The organism is Cytobacillus sp. SAFR-174, assembly GCF_051964675.1.
In the GTDB taxonomy this organism is placed as follows: Bacteria; Bacillota; Bacilli; order Bacillales; family Cytobacillaceae; genus Cytobacillus.
In genome coordinates this window covers 23,540-41,225 of record NZ_JBQCMZ010000016.1, presented here as the reverse complement: position 1 = coordinate 41,225, position 17,686 = coordinate 23,540, and the positions used below count along the sequence as shown (strand labels likewise).

Genomic DNA, 17,686 nt, shown 5'->3' with positions numbered 1-17,686 from the left:
CGAATGTATGTTCTATATTGAAAGTAACACTTTGAGTTCATGATGTCAACAATAAGCACTAGCTTCTCCTGCCATTAGAACTCTTCTATCAATTAGAGAACTCAACTATTTCAATCTGATTTCCTGAAGGATCCTCAATAATGAAGTAACGTCCAGGTGGACATGGCTGAGGATTTTCAAAAAGCATTTTCACACCAGCTTCTCTCATTCTGATAAAATCATTTTCGATATTCTTTGAGAGGATTCCAGGCAATACGTTTGATCCCGTTTTTTCATCTGCGCTTTCTTCCAGAACAACCGGCACATCATTATGTACAAGACTGACAATTTTATCTCCATAATGTTTCGATACTTTGAAGTCTAAAACCCCAGTATAAAAATTCACCGCACGTTTCAAATCCGTTACTTTGATCGTAATAACACATAATTGATTTAACATGGAAATTTCCTCCTTTTTTTAATCATAGATAGTATTCTTTTCTAAAATGAAAATTCCTGCATAATAAAAAATGCCTGACCCGATAATGGGGTCAGGCTTTGCCTATTTATTGTTATTAAGTTCCGCAAAATGTTCGATATGGTGCGCCGGCTGGCTCTGGAAGTCTGCAGTATTCTTCCTGATCTTCCCTATAAGCATAAGGATTCTCCAGCGCTGCAAGAAGCTTTTTCATTACGCTGTAGTCTCCATTGTTAACCGCTGCTTCCAGAGCTTCTTCCACCCGGTGGTTTCGCGGGATGATGGCCGGGTTGCTGGCCCTCATTAACTGATTTACTTCTTCTTTGGTTTCCTTCTGCCTGGTCAGCCTTTCCTGCCATTGACCATGCCAGCCGGCAAATTCCTGATCATTACCTAACACAGTGTTCTCAAGGTCGCCCAGAGTTAAGGCACGGAATGTGTTCGTATAATCGGCTTCAGACTTTTGCATAATCTTTAGAAGTCCGGTAAAAAGGGCTTCATCTTCTGCTTCTTCATTAAAGATCCCAAGCTTTGCCCTCATGCCGGCAAGCCAATAGTCCTGATACATTTTATTGTATTCTGAAATAGCGCCCTGAGCTATTTTAACAGCTTCCTCTTCCTCTTCATGCAGCAGAGGCAAAAGGGTTTCCGCAAATCTCGCCAGATTCCAGCCGCCAATATACGGCTGATTTCCATAAGCATAACGGCCTTCCCTGTCAATGGAACTGAAGACAGTTGCCAGATCATACTTATCCATAAAGGCGCACGGACCATAATCAATCGTTTCTCCGCTGATTGCCATATTGTCGGTGTTCATGACTCCATGGATGAAGCCTACATGCTGCCATTTCGCAATGAGTGCAGCCTGACGCTGGATCACTTTCTTTAGGAGAGCCAGGTAAGGATTGTCATCTTCTTTGATTTCAGGATAATGACGCTCAATCGTGTAATCTGCCAGGATTCTAAGTTCCCCAACAGGCCGCCAATTCGCCGCATATTGAAAAGTCCCCACCCGTATATGGCTATCCGCCACTCTTGTCAGGATCGCACCCGGAAGCATGGTTTCCCGGATAATGGCTTCCCCTGTTGTTACAACCGCCAGACTGCGGGTAGTGGGAATTCCAAGGGCATGCATGGCTTCACTGATAATGTACTCCCGAAGCATAGGGCCCAGTGCCGCCCGCCCATCTCCGCCGCGCGAAAATGGCGTTCTGCCGGAGCCCTTCAGCTGAATGTCGACCCTTTTATCCTCTGGTGTTATCTGCTCGCCAATCAGCATTGCCCGGCCATCCCCAAGCATATTAAAATGTCCAAACTGATGTCCTGCATAAGCTTGAGCGAGAGGTTCAGCTTCTTCTGGAACTTGAGAGCCTGAAAGGACCTCAATACCTGTTTCACTTGTCAATGCATCCATATTTAATCCCAGAGACTTCGCCAGTTCCCCGTTAAGGATCACCAGCTCAGGGGATTGTACAGGGTTGGGCTTCATTTTTGAAAAGAATGTCTGCGGGAGCCGCGCATAGCTATTGTCAAAATTCCATCCGATTTCATTGCTAATTGTCATCATAACTCCTTCCTTGTTTTCATGGTTTTATAGTCATTTTCTTTATTATACCCTTTCTTGTAAAACATAGCGGGCATCTTTTTGTATGTAAAAAAACCTGACAGCCGGGATTGTTTTAATCCTCCGGCGGTCAGGCTTTCTCATGCTTATGCATCCTGCTCAAACGTTTTACAGGCTGTTTCCTCTATTTCATCCGCTTCCCGGCCATTCTGGCCAATCACATAAATAGAGTCAGCTACACATTTATCACCTTCAGCCCAGTACTTACAGTTTTCCACGTTACACAAAACTTCTACTTCCATTTTTGGCCACCTCCTTTTGGTTTAGTGATTATATACCCCTTTTTCTGATCGTTAACCATATGGGATAATATTCCAAATCGAGGCGGAATGTTCCTTGAGGGAGTTAGTCTGAGAGGATTAGGCTTCTTAGTTTCTTTGTCATTTGCGGTGAGGTCTGGTAAATATCTTCATTGGTAATATACATGAAGGCGCTCTTTTTATTATCCTCGCCGAGCCATAAATGAATGCCGTGAGAAGGGAGATCTCCTTTGTATTCAACTGCTATATCATACTCAGGTTTCCTGATATCTGCCTTCCCTGACTGTTTTACCGCAGTTTTTATTGCTTTTTCAAATATAGCGATCGATTTTCTGTCCTTGAAAGCAATAAAACTTTCTTCATTTATTCCGCCTAAACCCTCTGATTTTGAAACTTTGATTTCTCTGATCTCTTCATCAAGCAGAACCATTGTTTCAGCTGATTGACAGCCTGATATGGTTGCAAAAGAAAATACTATGAATGTGCATAATAAAAAAGCTTTCATCCTCATACCTCAAGTTTAATATTTTGGCTCTTGCGTATAAATTGTTGTTTTCGCTTAGCAATGCTGTCCGTTGATTTCCGCTCCAGGCTGCTCAGCGAACCGCGGGGCGGGCGGTGAGCCTCCTCGGCGCTCCGCGTCTGCGGGGTCTCACCTGTCCCGCTACTCCCGCTGGCATTGAATAAGCTCCCTGAGTAAACACCGCACGAAGAAAATGCGAATGCATTTTCGAGGATCTCGCACCTTCCGCTCCAATCAACTCAGTAAATACAATACAAAAAGCAAAAAACCTTGTGAAAAAGCCAAAATTTATTTTTAAAAAAGGAGGATGGACCACAAGCCCATCCTCCTATAGTAATCAGTTATTTTGTTCAAGGTTCTTTGACGCAAAGACATCAAGTAATTCACGCACTTCGTCTGTTGACCTTGTGTTCATCAAATGATTTCTTAGTGCACTTGCCCCTGGGAATCCTTTGACATAGATTTTGAAGAAGCGGTGAAGAGCGGTGAACGGCCGCAGCTCTAAATGTGAATATTGATCATGGAGATCCATATGCAAGCTTAAGAGGTCCAGCAATTCCTCACTAGTATGATCCTTCTTCTCTTTTTCAAAGGCAAATGGATTATGGAATATGCCGCGTCCAATCATGACTCCATCAACCCCGTATTTCTCGGCAAGCTCTAAGCCTTTTTGACGATCAGGAATATCTCCATTGATGGTCAAAAGGGTATCCGGTGCAACCTGGTCACGAAGTTCCTTAATCTCAGGAATCAGCTCCCAATGCGCCGGCACTTTGCTCATTTCGTCCCGTGTACGCAGATGGATGGAAAGATTCGCAATGTCCTGCTCCAAAATATGCTTCAGCCAGTTCTTCCATTCATCTACCTCCGTGAAACCAAGCCTTGTCTTTACACTTACAGGCAAACCTCCTGCTTTGGCTGCCTGTATTAGTTCTGCTGCCAGTTCGGGACGGCGGATCAGCCCGCTTCCCTTCCCATTCTGGGTCACATTGGGGACCGGACAGCCCATATTGATATCCAATCCCTTAAAACCCATTTCCGCCATCCCAATACTCATTTGACGGAAGTATTCAGGCTTATCTCCCCAGATATGTGCGACAATTGGCTGTTCATCCTCAGTAAAAGTCAAACGCCCGCGCACACTATTGACCCCCTCAGGGTGACAATAACTATCTGAGTTTGTAAACTCTGTAAAAAACACATCAGGTCTTGCTGCTTCACTCACCACATGGCGGAAAACAACATCTGTCACCTCTTCCATGGGTGCCAGTATAAAAAATGGCCGCGGTAACTCACGCCAGAAATTTTCTTTCATCTTTACATTCCAATCCTCTCATTATGGGATACCATGCTTACCCATATCCCAAAATTAAAAAGCAGCCTATTTCTGCTACTTATACACTTATACCATGGTTGGTCACTTTTTATCAAACTGCCTGCAGAGGTTTCACATTAGATATTTTTTCCTTAGTTTTTAATCAGCGGCTCTTTAGCAATTCCAGTTAGTCAGTCTAGGTTAAAATCTTCCTCCCGCAGCTGTTTCGTTTGCGGCTTTTGATTTAAATACGCTTCAAATTTTGAGCCAAACAGTGTTTCAGGTCTCAGGTAGCGGGAATATTGCGGGTCTCTCTTCCACTCGGCCGCCTTCAAATCAATAACCTTTTGAAAATCCTTAAAGGTGAAGCCTTGTTCCCACCAGGCCCTGATCAGACTCCTCGATTTCCTGGAGCTCTCCCGGTAGCCCGAATCCGTTTTCTCATTAAGATATTGGATGATGGCAGCATACGGAATGTCCGTTTCCTCGCCATCCTGATGGGAATATTCACTGCCCTTCATTTGAATTGGCCCCTTTAATTCTCCCTCAATCTCTTTCAGCTTTTCATAGTCAATCGAATACCATTTCGTCTGATCCCAATTATGTGCATTGAAGTTATCCGACAGGAGATAACCCTTTTCCTCAAGAATGGCAATCGTCCGTTTAATTGTACTCAGCGACCAGAAAGGCAATTGTTTCTTCCATTCTTCATATGTGTTGTAAACCCATTTTCGGCCATCCTTCTCATTCCTGCTGACCGAAAGCCAATAATGGACATGCTGAAGCACTATCGCCTCCTTCATTCCCAGCTTCACCGCGAGCGATGGAATCACTATAATGGGCCGCTCCCCCACCAAAAACTTGCTCATTTGAATCCCTCCAGAATATCTCCAGAAATGGTTCGCTGAATCTCAAAAAGGTCATCATTGACACTATCCATTGATTCAGCTCCCTCACCCCTTATATATAAAGAAAACAGCAAAAAGGACAGGGTAAATTAAAAAATTTTTAATATGACTGATTAAAACATCAGAAATGAAACCTTTCAGCTGACTGAAAAAGTGAGGCTATGTATATCATTTTGTAAGTATTCTTTGTAGTACTCTATGGTATTGGTTTGCTCAGGCGGGCATGCTTCAAAGGGGTCAAACTGAATTCATCAGGCGGGTCAGGGGGACAGGTTCATCGTTCGAGCATAACATTTTGTTATTTCAACAAAAAAAGAGCGGTTGTCAGCATACCACTCCTCCTTCGGGCTTGTTTCAGGATGGATTCTGAAACAAGGCTAAAAAATATTTTTTCTCATGTTATAGCTATATCAATGTTTGCTTATTTGCAATTACAAGTTCTGAGATGCAATCTGATAAAGTAAAAAGAGCATGAGCTTCTTTTCGTTTCTTTATAAAGGTAAGGCGTCCCTTTATTTTTCATCCTTTAGATATGTTGACACTATACACTCAACATATCCAGAGTGTTGTGGCAACACAAGGGGTGCTGGTGAGTTTTAAGTATAAAACAGCTAAAGCAGGGCAATTTTAATAAATTTCATAAGCAAGACGTTCACCATCAATTGTTGTATATATAACATTAATATACTTTTCATTTGTGCTTTTAGGGATAAGTTGTTTAATATCCCATGAAGAATAATTAGTATTTTCAATGACTACACGGATATAAACACTCCCAGTACTCTCTGCTCCTTGAATAGCTATTTCAGTTTCATATTCAATGCCAGCTTCATCAAGAGGTTGTAAGAGAGAAGGCAGTTCTTCTGTTAGAAATACCTTGTGACTGACCATTGACTCATCATGAATTTTTTCTTGAGGTGTTTTTTCTTCGTCAACTGGTTCTTCGACTTTTTCCTCATCTACCGAGTATTCTTCCTCTTCTGATAAATCTTCATCAGAATCTCCGCTAGAGTATAATATTCCATCTAGAGTTTCACATACCACTCCTGGGCTAGATGCATTAGATATCATTTCATCTATGCTCTTATCGTTTACTCCTTTTGAACTTAGTAACTCCCATTCTTCATCAGTATATCCGCATATTTTGTTTCCAGATTTCTGAGATTTAGCCTCAGCTAGTGCTGCTCTTAACTGTTTTTCAATTTCTTGATCACTATATCCCAGTTGTTTAAGATCCTTTGCCAATTTATCTGCATCAAAATACTTATCAACAAGTTTATACTCTTCACTTGTAAGTCCATATGTATTTGATGAACAACCTAAGAGCAATAAACTAGAACTTAATCCTACTATTACGATAACTTTAAATAATTTATTCATTTTAATTTAAACTTTACCCCCAATTTTCAGTTTAAAAGTTTCAGATTTATATCGAAACTCTTAAAAACTTTTTTTACAATTATTAAATTTTGATTAAATTTTTATTAATCTCGCTAATTATATAAAAAAAGTATTCTTTAAAACACGTGTAAATTTTTCCTTTCAATAGAAAAAAACCCAATTTTACAGTAGACAGGATACTGTGAATTGAGTATTTAAGTTTCGAGATTTATAAGCAAGGCTGCCACTTCTTTATGGCAATATCATTATATGTAAACAACTGCTGATAGGAATAACCGTGGGAGTGCCCTTAAGTCACGCTAAGCTAGACTTAGAAAAGTGGGAACGACTTCATGTAGTAACGGTTCGGCTGGAGTTTCGATTGGTTACGGCCAATGGTCACTCGCAGAAAATATCACATGTGAGCATGACCGCAGTGTTCAGATTCAATACAGCTTCGTTAATCCATTTCAAGAAATGTAAAAAGGCAACGCCCATAAGGGTTAGTTGCCTCCATTTAAAATGAGCTGGGCCACGCATTCAACATGCGCAGTCTGCGGAAACATATCCACAGGCTGTATCCCATTTACTTTATATTTGGAACTCAAGACTGAAATATCCTTCGCCAATGTGGATGGGTTACACGAGACATAAACCACTTTCTTCGGCTGGACTTTCAAAATCGTCTTTAACAGCTGCTGATCCAGTCCTGTTCTTGGCGGATCAACAATGATGACGTCCGGCTTCCAGCCTTCTTTTGTCCATTTCGGAAGCCATTCTTCTGCTTTGCCGACTACGTATTGGGCATGCTTGATTCCATGGCGGGCCGCGTTTTTCTTTGCATCTTCAATGGATTCTCTGATGATATCCATGCCGCGGATTTCGGCTGCCTGATCGGCTACCCATAGTCCAATCGTTCCTACGCCGCAGTATGCGTCAGCTACTTTTTCCTTGCCGGTTAAAGCCGCTGCTCTTTTGACTTCATTATAAAGCTTGACGGTCTGTTCAGGGTTCAGCTGGAAGAAAGTCCGGGCCGATAGTTCAAACTGAAGGTCTCCAAGTGTTTCCTGGATAAAGTCGTTTCCATCCAGATTGGTGGTTTCCTGCCCAAAAATAATGGAGGTTTTTTCACCGTTCACGTTTTGGATGATGGACTTTACTTCAGGCAGCTCACTTTTTATTTTTTCGATAATGATTTCTTTTTTAGGAAGCTCTTTTTGAGCTGTAATTAATACGATCTGCAGCTCGCCTGTCTGTATACCCACCCTGGCAACGATGGTTCTTACGATGCCTTTGCGGTTTCTCTCATTATAAATGGGGATTCGCAGGTCCTGAAGAATCCGCTTCACTGCTTCTGTTGCCTTTGTTGTCTGCGGATGCTGGACCGCACAGTGCTCAATATTAATCAGGCGGTGCGAATTCATGCCATATAAACCGGCCAGCACTTTCCCGTCTTTTTGGCCAACCTGGAACTGGCTTTTATTTCTGTAGCTCCATGGATCTTCCATTCCAATGGTTTCTTTTATATCCAGCTTCTCAGGATTCAGCTTTGTGTGCCGTTCTAAAGCTTGAATAATGATATCTCGCTTTTCCTTCAGCTGCTGGTCATAGCGGAGATGCTGCAGCTGGCAGCCGCCGCACTCATGATAGACCGGGCATGGGGGCTGGACGCGGAACTCCGATTTTTTGCGGATTTTCTTGATTTTGGCCTCAGAAAACTTTGGATTTACCTTTGTTGCTTCTGCTACAATTTCCTCGCCTGGCAGAGCACCCGGGACAAATACGACCTGCCTTTTAAAATAACCGACACCTTCGCCATTGATGCCAAGCCTTTTGATTGTCAGCGGGAACGTCTGCTTTAGTTTTAATTTAGCTGTTTGTTCTTGTTTCATGATCCTTCATCACTCCAAATTACTCGATGCTTCTCCACAAATAAAGCGAAGCATAGCTCAAATAAGGATTCCAGCTCTTTGAAAATGTCTCCATTTCCTCAAGAGTCGGTTTCGCTTCTAATTTATATAATTTTTTCAAGGCATTCTGGATGCCGATGTCTGCAGCCGGAAAAAGATTTGGCCGGCCAAGCCCGAACATTAAGAAATTCTGGACAGTCCAGGGACCGACACCGCGCAATTTGATCAGTTTATCATAAATTTCTTCATCTGAAAGATTTTTAAGCTCATCAAAGTTTATATTTCCCGCGGCTGTTTCTTTTGCAATGCCAATGACATATTCCGCCTTCCGTCCGCTGAACTGCAGTTCTCTTAGGTCTTCCACCTTCAATTCTGCCACTTTTTCAGGCAGCGGATAGAACCACACACCGTCTTGTTCAAATCCAAAGGTTTTCACAAACCGTTCTGTTAATGTGTGTGCAAACGCAAGGTTCAGCTGCTGGTGGATAATGCATTTCAAGATACAGCCGTATGGATCAAAGTCGAGCACAATAGGCGTACCATAATGCTCTTCAAATATCGGCTGTAATTCTGTGTTTTGAAAATGTTTGTGAATGGTCTCAAGCGGCAGATGCCATTGGAATATTTCCGATAAGCGCTCAGCTGCTTTTTCTTTAAGGGGGCCATCCGTTCCGGAAATTAAAAATTCCGGCTGTTCCGTTGTTCCGATAGCTTTTACTTCTGCCACGACCGGCTGACGCTTAAGCATCATAGGTATTTTCACAGATCTTTCCTCTATATTAACCTGATTAAGAGGATCGTTCGAAAGCCTGTCCAGTACGAGATCAAAATTATAAGGTCCTTCTACTTGTATCTTTTCCAAGAAGAATCCGTCCTTTATCATTTTCCCCGATTATAGCATTTTTTCGCTAAAATTGTTTACCTATGCAAAAATAGACCCTGACGAGCCGGGTCTATTTCTCCGATCATTGTATTCCTGCCAAACTTTAGTACAGCATCCGCTCCCCAATCGCCTGCTCCCATGTCAAGTCGTCGAGGCTCTTAAACGTGTACCCGCGTTTTTTCAGATCCTGGATGGCTTTTTCAAGAGCATCGGCATTGTCCTTGGAGACTGTGTGCAGAAGCAGAATACAGCCAGGGTGGATCTGGCGCATAATATTGTCATAAGAATACTGCCAGCCCTTCTGCCGGTCCGTGTGCCAGTCTACAAAAGCGAGTGACCAGAATACATGCGTGTAGCCTTCCTTTTTAGCAAGAGCCAGTGTACGCTCACTGAATATCCCGCGCGGCGGCCGCAAATAAGCCATTTGCTTAACACCAGTCAGCTTTTCGGTTTCAGCACGGACCATTTCGAGCTCTCTGATAAATTTCTCATCGCTCACTCTGGTCATATCAGGGTGATGCCAGGAGTGGTTGCCTATGATATGCCCTTCAGCCGCCATCCTCTTGACGAGGTCCGGTGCGCTTTTTAAATAATGGCCTGTCACAAAAAAGGCTGCAGGGACATTTTCCTTTTTTAAAACGTCCAGGACCTGTCCGGTATAGCCGTTTTCATATCCATTATCAAATGTTAAATAGATCTCCTTTTTGCTTGTGTCGCCTTTATAATAAGAGCCATGCCGTTCAAGAAGTGAATCGAGCGGCTTGCCTGCTTCAGCGGGCACCTCATTTTTAGCCTTTTTAAATCCCCAATGAACCGGCGAATTGCCGTAGTTCGCATAAGCTGTTCCGGAAAAAAACAGAATAAAAACACTCAGGAAGATACTTAATTTTTTCATCTGAGCTCCTCCAATATTTTTTCTTAGTGTTTGTGAATGAAAAAAAAACATTCACAGGGCCGGCTGGCAAAAATGCACAAAAAAAGAGAGACCGCATGCAGTCTCTCTCTCGTTCCAATATTAAAATACACGCTCTTTAAATTGAGCCAATTTCTCAAGTGAAGATTTATCTACATCACGATGAAGGCTGTTGCCGTGTGAATCCATTGTCACCACTGCGGTAAAGCCTTCAACCTTAAGGTGCCACATAGCTTCAGGAATACCGAATTCCATCAGGTCCACACCTTCAACAGACTTGATGCAGTCTGCATAATATTGTGCAGCTCCGCCAATCGCATTTAAGTAAACGCCGCCATGCTCCTGAAGTGCTGCCAATGTTTTCGGCCCCATTCCGCCTTTTCCAATAACAGCACGGATGCCGAACTTTTTCATGATATCGCCCTGATATGGCTCCTCACGGATACTTGTAGTCGGACCGGCTGCTTTTACATGCCACTTGCCGTGTTCATCTTTCATCATGACCGGCCCGCAGTGATAAATAACCTGTCCATTAAGGTCAACTGGTGCATCATGATCCATTAAGTGGTGGTGGATGGCGTCGCGTCCAGTGTACATCATGCCGTTGATTTGAACGACATCACCGACCTTAAGACCGCGAATCTGTTCTTCCGTAATCGGAGCCTGCAGTGTCACGATGTTTGTTTGCTCTGCTGTTTCTGCTGCTGCCGCTGTCTCAAGTTCAGCTTCAGCTGCACCAAAGTCGATGTGCTCGCCTTCCTGGTACATCCATTCATTAATATCGCCTGTTTCCATGCTGATTGCCACGCCAAGTCGGCGGAACGCCCAGCAATTATAAGCAACAGATACGAAGAAGCTTGCCGGAATGCGATTCATCACACCGACTTTACAGCCTAGAAGCGTTGTTTCCCCGCCGAAACCCATTGTTCCGATGCCAAGCTCATTGGCATTTTCCATCACATAATCTTCAAGCTTGCGAAGATCTTCATTCGGGTTCACATCATCTACAGAACGGAACAGCTGCTCTTTGGCCAGGTCGTAGCCTGAAGAGCGGTCTCCCCCAATTCCCACACCGATGAAACCGGCGCTGCAGCCTTGTCCCTGGGCCTGGTAAACAGAGTGCATGATGCACTTGCGGATTCCATCCAGGTCGCGTCCAGCGCGGCCAAGGCCGTCAAGTTCACATGGAAGGCTGTATTGAATATTTTTATTTTCACAGCCGCCGCCTTTTAGAATCAGGCGTGCGTCAATATAGTCTTTTTCCCATTGCTCGAATTTAATAACGGGAGTGCCAAAGCCAAGATTGTCCCCGCTGTTGGCTCCTGTCAAAGAATCAACAGAGTTTGGGCGAAGCTTTCCGTCCTTGGTTGCCTGGACAATTGCGTTTTTAATCGCTTCTTTCATGACCAGCTGGTTCGCACCGACAGGCGTCTTGATTTTGAATGTCGGCAAGCCGGTATCCTGGCAGATTGGCGAGACATTATCATCAGCCATTTTAATATTATTCGTAATTGTATCCAGGCTCATCGCCGCTCTCGTGCCGGCATTTTCTCTTTCTTTCGCTGATTTGATCGCACGGCGCACGTCACGCGGAAGATTCGTGGATGTCTGAACAATCAGCTGATACATGCTTTCCTGAAATTTGTCGATATTCATTGCTTTAGTCCCCTTCCCTTTGCTCCCTATATCGCTATATCTTTTATGAAAATTATAATTATTAATCGTCTATCATTATACTCCTATCTTGATTGTATTTAAAGACAAAGGTTGCAATCGTTTACAGGGTGAAAAAGGAATTTTCCGCAACTAAAAAAGAGCCCTCAGGCTCCTATTGTTAATCGCGGTTATTAAATTCACGGCATTTGGATTCGAGGTCATCGATCATTTCAATCAGACGGTCGATGTCTTCGATTTCAGTGTCTTCCGGCTCAATAGCTTCCAGTACGTCCAGGAACATATTTAAGCGCTGCTTTAGAAAAGTAACCTGTGAATTTTTATCTTGAATCGGACTGCCCAAAACGTTCTCTCCTTTCGTCTCGATTACATCCTACATGAAATCTGTTATTTCAGCAAATAAGTATTTTTACTTAATATACCCGTCAATGCCACCCTGCAACATGAAAATTGATTAAAAATCGTCTGTTTATTGTCTTCCTTTTAAAGGAATAGAAACTATATAGAAGGGAGGCAAACCATGCTTTTTTCCAGCTGGCAGGACATATGGAGAGTTCTCTCGATTGGGGCAATGAGTTATATATTCCTGGTTATATTCCTAAGGATAGCAGGAAAGAGAACGTTAACCAAAATGAATGCATTTGATTTAGTGGTGACAGTTGCCATCGGCTCTACCCTTGCCACTATATTCCTTAATAAACAGGTATCACTTGCCGAGGGGCTGACTGCCTATATTCTACTGATCAGCCTGCAGTATATCGTTTCCTGGCTATCTCTTCATTCAGCCAAATTCAATAAGCTCGTAAAAGCCAGTCCAGAACTTCTCTATTATAGAGGCCATTTCGTTGAATCGGCTTTAAAAGAGAACAGGGTTTTACGCTCAGAAGTGCTGCAGGCAGTGCGCTCGGGCGGTCATTCCTCAATGGATGAAATTGAAGCGGTTGTGTTTGAAACTGACGGCAGTATGTCAGTTATTCAAAGGAGCAGTTCAACCAGCACGATGAGCACCCTGTCTGATATTGGCCAAAAGAAAAGCTGATGCCAAAACGGCATCAGCTCTTTATTTGCTCCTCAGTAATTCCGGCTGCCTTTCCTTCACGGCTGGAGTCAGCCGCTCCAAATAAACGGCCTTTCTCCCGGTCGATCTGGATGGCCTGAACATTTCCAATCCGGCTTGGCTTATCTCCAAATTCGTACCCCATGGACTCCATTTCTCCCTTGGATTCCATGCTGATGCCCGGTTCCCATTCAATAAGCGGACCTGTTGTGGCAAAAATCCGGGGCTCTTCAATCGCTTCCTTTAAATTCATGTTATGATCAATAACATTCACGATCGTCTGGAAAACCGAGCCGATAATGGTCGGTCCGCCTGGAGAACCGAGTGTCAGGACAGGCTGATCATCTTTAAACAGAATCGTTGGGCTTTTACAGCTGACCGGCCTTTTATCCGGTTTTGGTTCATTGATGCCGCCAGGGTTGGCATCAAAGTCTGTCAGCTCATTGTTTAATAAAAATCCGTAGCCCTTTACCATAATACCTGACCCAAATGGGTGCTCAACGGTTGATGTACATGCAGCAATATTGCCCCATTGGTCGACAACCGTGAAATGGGTCGTTTCACTTTTCTCTAAATCATCCGGCTGGCGGATAATCTGCTTTGGTTCGCCCTCCTGGTATTTCCATGGGTTCCCAAAATCGATGGCATCATTTCTTCTTTTAAAATTAATGAATTTGACCCTTTCAGCAATATAATCATCGTGAAGCAGCCCTTCAATCGGGAGATCTGAAAATTCCGGATCACCTGAATAGGCAACTTTGTCAGCAAACGCCAAGCGCATGGCTTCTGTAATCAGATAATACTTCTCCCAGGACTTTGGATCATATTGGCTTAGATCAAACTTCTCCAGGATTTTCAGTATTTGAATGACGGTTACTCCGCCTGCACTCGGTGGTGCGGACGAAGCAATCTTATAGCCTTTATACTCGCCCCATATCGCTTCATCAATCGTAAGACGGTAATTCTTCAGGTCCTCAAGCGTCATAAAGCCGCCTTCTTCTTTAAGACTCTTTATAATTGCTTCTGCGATCTCCCCCTCGTAAAAAGAAGAAATGCCTTCTTTTTGCAGGATCCGGAATGTCTGGGCTAAATGATCCTTAACTAACCTGTCGCCCTCCTTCAGAGTTTTTCCTTCAGGAAAATAGAAAGCTTTAGCCTCTTCACCAAGTCTGTAATGAAAGTTCTGAAGAGCTTCCTCCAGTACCCAGTTCACTTCCACACCGCTCTCAGCAGCTTCGATTGCCGGCTGGATCAGATCGGCTAACGGCTTGGAGCCGTGTTCCTCAAGAGCTGTATCAAAAGCCTTTAAGATACCCGGAATGCCCACCGCTGACCCATGAGTAGAGCGTTTGCGAAAATCGATTACTTCCCCGTTATCATCGAGAAACATTTCCGGATGCACGCCTTTTGGCGCCCGCGTGTGGCCATCATATATTTTTACATCTTTCTTTTTATTGTCGTATACCATTAAAAATCCGCTTCCGCCAATACCTGTCATCATTGGTTCTACGACATTAAGAGCAAATTGAATGGCTGCTGCAGCATCTACTGCATTGCCGCCCTCCCGCAATATTTTTTCACCTATATCTGTGGCAACTGAATGAGGACTGACGACCATCCCCGCAGTACCAACAGCTGTTTCTCTTTCGTGTGATTGCTTTTCCATATCGTTTGATAATGATTTCCCTCGTCTATAACCCATAATGTAACCTCCAAAAATTGTCCTGTACCTATAATTAAGGGTTACCCCCGCCGTGTATTTATAAAACAACCATCATAAGGAAAAAAAACCAATAAAAAACCCTCCACTCATAAGAGCAGAGGATTTTCATATCATCTATTAAAGGTTGTTGCTGTTTTTTTGAGTCTCAGGGCTGTAAGTAACTGCACTTTCACCGCGCTCTGCCGGAAAAGCAGTATTTGTGCTGCTCACTGCGCCTGTACCTTGATAGTTTGAGCCTGTGGAATTTCCACTGTTTTCAACAGGGCTTTCCATTAATTCCGAGCCAGCCTCTTTTACTTTTGAACCGATATCAGCCAGCTCGCTTTTCGCATCCTTCGCTGTTGACATAGCGTCGGTTGACACTTCCTTTACCACATCCATGTTGCCGAAAACATCTTCATTGACCCGCTGATATAAACTCTGTGCGTCTTTAATGGCATCTTTCAGGGTATTGGAAGCACTCTTGAATTGGTTAATCATATTTTCCTTTACATCACCGGGATTCTCCCTTACTTCTGAAATGAGATTTGCAGAAGAATCCTTAAGATCCATTGCTTTCGTTTTCACTTTCGTTCTTGTTGAGGTATCAAGCATAGCTAAGGCACCGCCAATAATACCGCCAATCACAATCCCTTTCATCAGCTTGCTGTTTTGTCCATTGTCATAATTCATGTCCATATTCTGACCGTAATCAGACCTCAAAGCAGTTGTTGTGTTTGTCGTATTATAAGTGTTATTCTGTTCCATGTTCATTTCCTCCTCTTTGGTTTAAAAGTGTTTCTCGTTTGATATTGAGTTAATTCCCGCAGGAGGAGAAATTAAACGTTATTATGTTATTTTTAGTACTAACTATCGATTGACAATAGATCCCAAAGATTAAATAATGACAAAGGACTTAGATTTTTTAAGGAGATACATATGAAAACACAACTTTCACCCATCACACCGGAATATGATCCATGGGAAGCTTATTCCGACATCGATCAGCACGGAAAAATGGTGCTTTCAAATATTGAATTTACCACAACAGTCTTATGCAATATGCGCTGCGAACACTGCGCTGTCGGCTATACCCTTCAGCCGAAAGATCCTGACGCACTGCCAATCGATCTGCTTCTCAAAAGGCTGGATGAAATTCCCCTTTTAAGATCACTGAGCATAACAGGCGGGGAGCCGATGCTTTCCAAAAAATCGGTTGAAAACTATGTTGCGCCGCTGCTGCGCTATGCACACGACAGAGGGGTCAAAACACAGATTAATTCAAATCTGACGCTTGAGTTAGCCCGTTATGAAAAAATTATTCCTTATTTGGATGTCCTTCATATATCTCATAACTGGGGAACAGAGGAGGACTTTATTGAAGGCGGCTTTGCAATGATGGAACGAAAGCCGACAATAGAGCAACGCCAGCGCCTTTTTTACAGGATGATTGAAAACAGCAGGGAGCTCGTAAAAGCCGGGGTAATGGTTTCCGCTGAAACCATGCTTAATAAACGGACATTGCCTTATCTTGAGAACATCCATAAACAGATTACGGAAGAAATGAACTGTCAGCGCCATGAGGTGCATCCTATGTACCCATCAGACTTCGCCTCCTCATTAGAAACGTTAACTCTTGAAGAAATGAGATCAGCCATCCATCATCTTCTCGATGTCCGGCATGAGGATACCTGGATGCTGTTTGGCACCCTCCCCTTTTATGCCTGCAGCAGTCAGAAGGAAGACCTGGAGCTGCTGAGAAGACTGCACGCTTCCAGAAATGTGACGGTCCGAAATGACCCTGACGGAAGATCACGTCTTAATGTTAATATTTTCACGGGCGATGTCATTGTCACTGATTTTGGCGATGCACCGCCGCTCGGGAATATCCAGACCGATCAGCTTGAGGATATTTATCAGAAGTGGAGCAGAACGGAGCTTGCCGATTCACTGAACTGTCATTGTGCCGGTGTTAAATGCCTTGGCCCTAACGTTCTTGTGAAGAACAGTTATTATAAAGAAACCAACTTTAAGACGAGACGCTCGAACATCTAAAAAAATCAGCCAGCCCGGATATTGGGCTGGCTGATTTTTTTACCTCGGCCTTTCCGAAACAACAAACCCGAATGTCACATGATCCTGGATCGGAATCCAGGCACCTATTCCCTGTGAAGTGACATTTTTAATGACGATCATTTTTTTGCTGCCTTTCAGCATCAAATACACTTCTCCATACGTGACTTTCCCCTTTTCGTTGATGGCAGGAGCATAGCCGTATAGATAGCCTAATCTTTTAGGCGGAATATTATAGATGTGATCCTTTTTTGTGCCCGCGCCTATAATCGTTTCAAAAGCAAGTGGCAGACCTGACTTCTCCATGGCTTTGAGGAGCATCATCTTTTTAACATCCTCTGCATTGGGAACCTTGGCAGTCAGACCCCCGCGGACAACCTTCTGGGCTTCCTGCACATAATGAATCTGGTAAGGCGCTTTGCCGCCCCGGTTATCGAAATAATTCGTGTTTATCCGCTGATATTCCCAATTTGGGGAAGTTTCGGCAGACTCATAATTTAGCGGCCACTGTCCGAGATAGACGATCGCTCTATAGCCAAGCGCGAATGGAGTGCTGCTGACAGAGGTTTCATTCAGCATCCGGATGAGATCCGGATTTTCGATCGTAACCTTCGATGAATCAATGAGCTGCTGGGTTAATTCGCTCGGCTGCAGTGTCGGCATATCCTGCGCAGGGTTCGGATACGTATTTTCCTTCGTTATATTCAGCACCGAATTTGGGATAGTGATTGCTTTCGCTGGCTGTTTTGCCGGCTTCTCAGCCCCTTTCTGCGCTTCTGCGGCCGGATGGAATGACAGCAATAGTATAAGACCTAAAAAAAGAATGCTTACGTATTTTTTCATGGTGTCTTTCTCCTTTCAAGTCACAATCTTTTTAGGTTGATATTAGTTTTTTCGGAGAAAGGGGATATTATCCCTCCCATGAAAAATAAGCTTTGTTTCGATTATTTTGTAACACAATTGTAAAAATCAGAATATTTACAAATATCAAATAAAGGTTTATAATG

The 17,686-nt window shown here is 43.4% G+C and carries 17 protein-coding genes; 2 read left to right on the top strand and 15 right to left on the bottom strand.

Annotated elements, in window-relative coordinates; genetic code table 11:
* Positions 1 to 88: 88 nt before the first annotated feature.
* From ACTHRG_RS16260 to ACTHRG_RS16205, 12 genes are all read right to left on the bottom strand, one after another.
* Complete coding sequence (locus ACTHRG_RS16260) at positions 89 to 439, bottom strand: VOC family protein (RefSeq protein ID WP_440231632.1); 351 nt, start codon at positions 437 to 439, stop codon at positions 89 to 91.
* Between the two features lie 115 nt (positions 440 to 554).
* Entirely contained in the window at positions 555 to 2,021 is a 1,467-nt protein-coding gene (locus tag ACTHRG_RS16255; RefSeq protein WP_076260241.1) for a protein adenylyltransferase SelO, read from the bottom strand.
* Positions 2,022 to 2,167: 146 nt separating this feature from the next.
* Positions 2,168 to 2,323, bottom strand: a complete 156-nt coding sequence (locus ACTHRG_RS16250; protein WP_076260238.1) for a DUF1540 domain-containing protein — start codon at positions 2,321 to 2,323, stop codon at positions 2,168 to 2,170.
* Between the two features lie 103 nt (positions 2,324 to 2,426).
* Positions 2,427 to 2,846, bottom strand: coding sequence for a hypothetical protein (locus ACTHRG_RS16245; RefSeq protein WP_440231631.1), 420 nt, complete (start codon positions 2,844 to 2,846; stop codon positions 2,427 to 2,429).
* A gap of 355 nt (positions 2,847 to 3,201) precedes the next feature.
* Positions 3,202 to 4,179, bottom strand: coding sequence for a tRNA dihydrouridine synthase (locus ACTHRG_RS16240; protein WP_076260231.1), 978 nt, complete (start codon positions 4,177 to 4,179; stop codon positions 3,202 to 3,204).
* 191 nt (positions 4,180 to 4,370) lie between these two features.
* Complete coding sequence (locus ACTHRG_RS16235) at positions 4,371 to 5,048, bottom strand: conserved phage C-terminal domain-containing protein (RefSeq protein WP_076260229.1); 678 nt, start codon at positions 5,046 to 5,048, stop codon at positions 4,371 to 4,373.
* Between the two features lie 666 nt (positions 5,049 to 5,714).
* On the bottom strand, positions 5,715 to 6,467 hold the full coding sequence (locus tag ACTHRG_RS16230; protein ID WP_440231630.1) for a hypothetical protein: 753 nt from the start codon (positions 6,465 to 6,467) through the stop codon (positions 5,715 to 5,717).
* A gap of 503 nt (positions 6,468 to 6,970) precedes the next feature.
* A complete protein-coding gene (gene rlmD, locus ACTHRG_RS16225) occupies positions 6,971 to 8,359 on the bottom strand; it encodes a 23S rRNA (uracil(1939)-C(5))-methyltransferase RlmD (protein WP_440231627.1) in 1,389 nt (462 codons plus the stop codon).
* Between the two features lie 19 nt (positions 8,360 to 8,378).
* Entirely contained in the window at positions 8,379 to 9,260 is an 882-nt protein-coding gene (locus ACTHRG_RS16220; RefSeq protein WP_440231625.1) for a DNA-3-methyladenine glycosylase family protein, read from the bottom strand.
* Between the two features lie 103 nt (positions 9,261 to 9,363).
* The gene (pdaA, locus tag ACTHRG_RS16215; protein ID WP_440231623.1) at positions 9,364 to 10,155 is read right to left on the bottom strand and encodes a delta-lactam-biosynthetic de-N-acetylase; all 792 of its coding nucleotides are present in this window, start codon (positions 10,153 to 10,155) and stop codon (positions 9,364 to 9,366) included.
* Positions 10,156 to 10,275: 120 nt separating this feature from the next.
* Entirely contained in the window at positions 10,276 to 11,829 is a 1,554-nt protein-coding gene (locus tag ACTHRG_RS16210) for a fumarate hydratase (protein ID WP_440231622.1), read from the bottom strand.
* A gap of 178 nt (positions 11,830 to 12,007) precedes the next feature.
* Positions 12,008 to 12,190, bottom strand: a complete 183-nt coding sequence (locus ACTHRG_RS16205; protein WP_035326476.1) for an SE1561 family protein — start codon at positions 12,188 to 12,190, stop codon at positions 12,008 to 12,010.
* Positions 12,191 to 12,367: 177 nt separating this feature from the next.
* Between ACTHRG_RS16205 and ACTHRG_RS16200 the strand changes: the two genes are divergently transcribed.
* A complete protein-coding gene (locus tag ACTHRG_RS16200) occupies positions 12,368 to 12,886 on the top strand; it encodes a DUF421 domain-containing protein (protein ID WP_440231619.1) in 519 nt (172 codons plus the stop codon).
* Positions 12,887 to 12,899: 13 nt separating this feature from the next.
* Here ACTHRG_RS16200 and ggt read toward each other — a convergent pair whose 3' ends face one another.
* Positions 12,900 to 14,606 carry a gamma-glutamyltransferase gene (ggt, locus tag ACTHRG_RS16195; RefSeq protein ID WP_440231617.1) on the bottom strand — a complete coding sequence of 569 codons (1,707 nt, stop codon included), beginning with the start codon at positions 14,604 to 14,606 and terminating at the stop codon, positions 12,900 to 12,902.
* 138 nt (positions 14,607 to 14,744) lie between these two features.
* Positions 14,745 to 15,374 carry a hypothetical protein gene (locus ACTHRG_RS16190; RefSeq protein WP_440231616.1) on the bottom strand — a complete coding sequence of 210 codons (630 nt, stop codon included), beginning with the start codon at positions 15,372 to 15,374 and terminating at the stop codon, positions 14,745 to 14,747.
* A gap of 171 nt (positions 15,375 to 15,545) precedes the next feature.
* Here ACTHRG_RS16190 and yfkAB point away from each other — a divergent pair, with 171 nt between their 5' ends.
* Entirely contained in the window at positions 15,546 to 16,661 is a 1,116-nt protein-coding gene (gene yfkAB / locus ACTHRG_RS16185; RefSeq protein ID WP_440231614.1) for a radical SAM/CxCxxxxC motif protein YfkAB, read from the top strand.
* Between the two features lie 39 nt (positions 16,662 to 16,700).
* Here yfkAB and ACTHRG_RS16180 read toward each other — a convergent pair whose 3' ends face one another.
* Positions 16,701 to 17,522: a YfkD family protein gene (locus ACTHRG_RS16180; protein WP_440231613.1), complete on the bottom strand. Its 822-nt coding sequence runs from the start codon at positions 17,520 to 17,522 to the stop codon at positions 16,701 to 16,703.
* Positions 17,523 to 17,686: the final 164 nt, after the last annotated feature.

Coding starts and splice junctions, on each gene's coding strand:
- ACTHRG_RS16245 (WP_440231631.1), bottom strand. CDS start 2,846: ATGAAAGCTTTTTTATTATGCACATTCATAGTATTTTCTTTTGCAACC.
- ACTHRG_RS16260 (WP_440231632.1), bottom strand. CDS start 439: ATGTTAAATCAATTATGTGTTATTACGATCAAAGTAACGGATTTGAAA.
- ACTHRG_RS16250 (WP_076260238.1), bottom strand. CDS start 2,323: ATGGAAGTAGAAGTTTTGTGTAACGTGGAAAACTGTAAGTACTGGGCT.
- pdaA (WP_440231623.1), bottom strand. CDS start 10,155: ATGAAAAAATTAAGTATCTTCCTGAGTGTTTTTATTCTGTTTTTTTCC.
- rlmD (WP_440231627.1), bottom strand. CDS start 8,359: ATGAAACAAGAACAAACAGCTAAATTAAAACTAAAGCAGACGTTCCCG.
- ACTHRG_RS16255 (WP_076260241.1), bottom strand. CDS start 2,021: ATGACAATTAGCAATGAAATCGGATGGAATTTTGACAATAGCTATGCG.
- ggt (WP_440231617.1), bottom strand. CDS start 14,606: ATGGGTTATAGACGAGGGAAATCATTATCAAACGATATGGAAAAGCAA.
- ACTHRG_RS16220 (WP_440231625.1), bottom strand. CDS start 9,260: ATGATAAAGGACGGATTCTTCTTGGAAAAGATACAAGTAGAAGGACCT.
- ACTHRG_RS16210 (WP_440231622.1), bottom strand. CDS start 11,829: ATGAATATCGACAAATTTCAGGAAAGCATGTATCAGCTGATTGTTCAG.
- ACTHRG_RS16200 (WP_440231619.1), top strand. CDS start 12,368: ATGCTTTTTTCCAGCTGGCAGGACATATGGAGAGTTCTCTCGATTGGG.
- ACTHRG_RS16240 (WP_076260231.1), bottom strand. CDS start 4,179: ATGAAAGAAAATTTCTGGCGTGAGTTACCGCGGCCATTTTTTATACTG.
- ACTHRG_RS16230 (WP_440231630.1), bottom strand. CDS start 6,467: ATGAATAAATTATTTAAAGTTATCGTAATAGTAGGATTAAGTTCTAGT.
- ACTHRG_RS16235 (WP_076260229.1), bottom strand. CDS start 5,048: ATGAGCAAGTTTTTGGTGGGGGAGCGGCCCATTATAGTGATTCCATCG.
- ACTHRG_RS16180 (WP_440231613.1), bottom strand. CDS start 17,522: ATGAAAAAATACGTAAGCATTCTTTTTTTAGGTCTTATACTATTGCTG.
- ACTHRG_RS16190 (WP_440231616.1), bottom strand. CDS start 15,374: ATGGAACAGAATAACACTTATAATACGACAAACACAACAACTGCTTTG.
- yfkAB (WP_440231614.1), top strand. CDS start 15,546: ATGAAAACACAACTTTCACCCATCACACCGGAATATGATCCATGGGAA.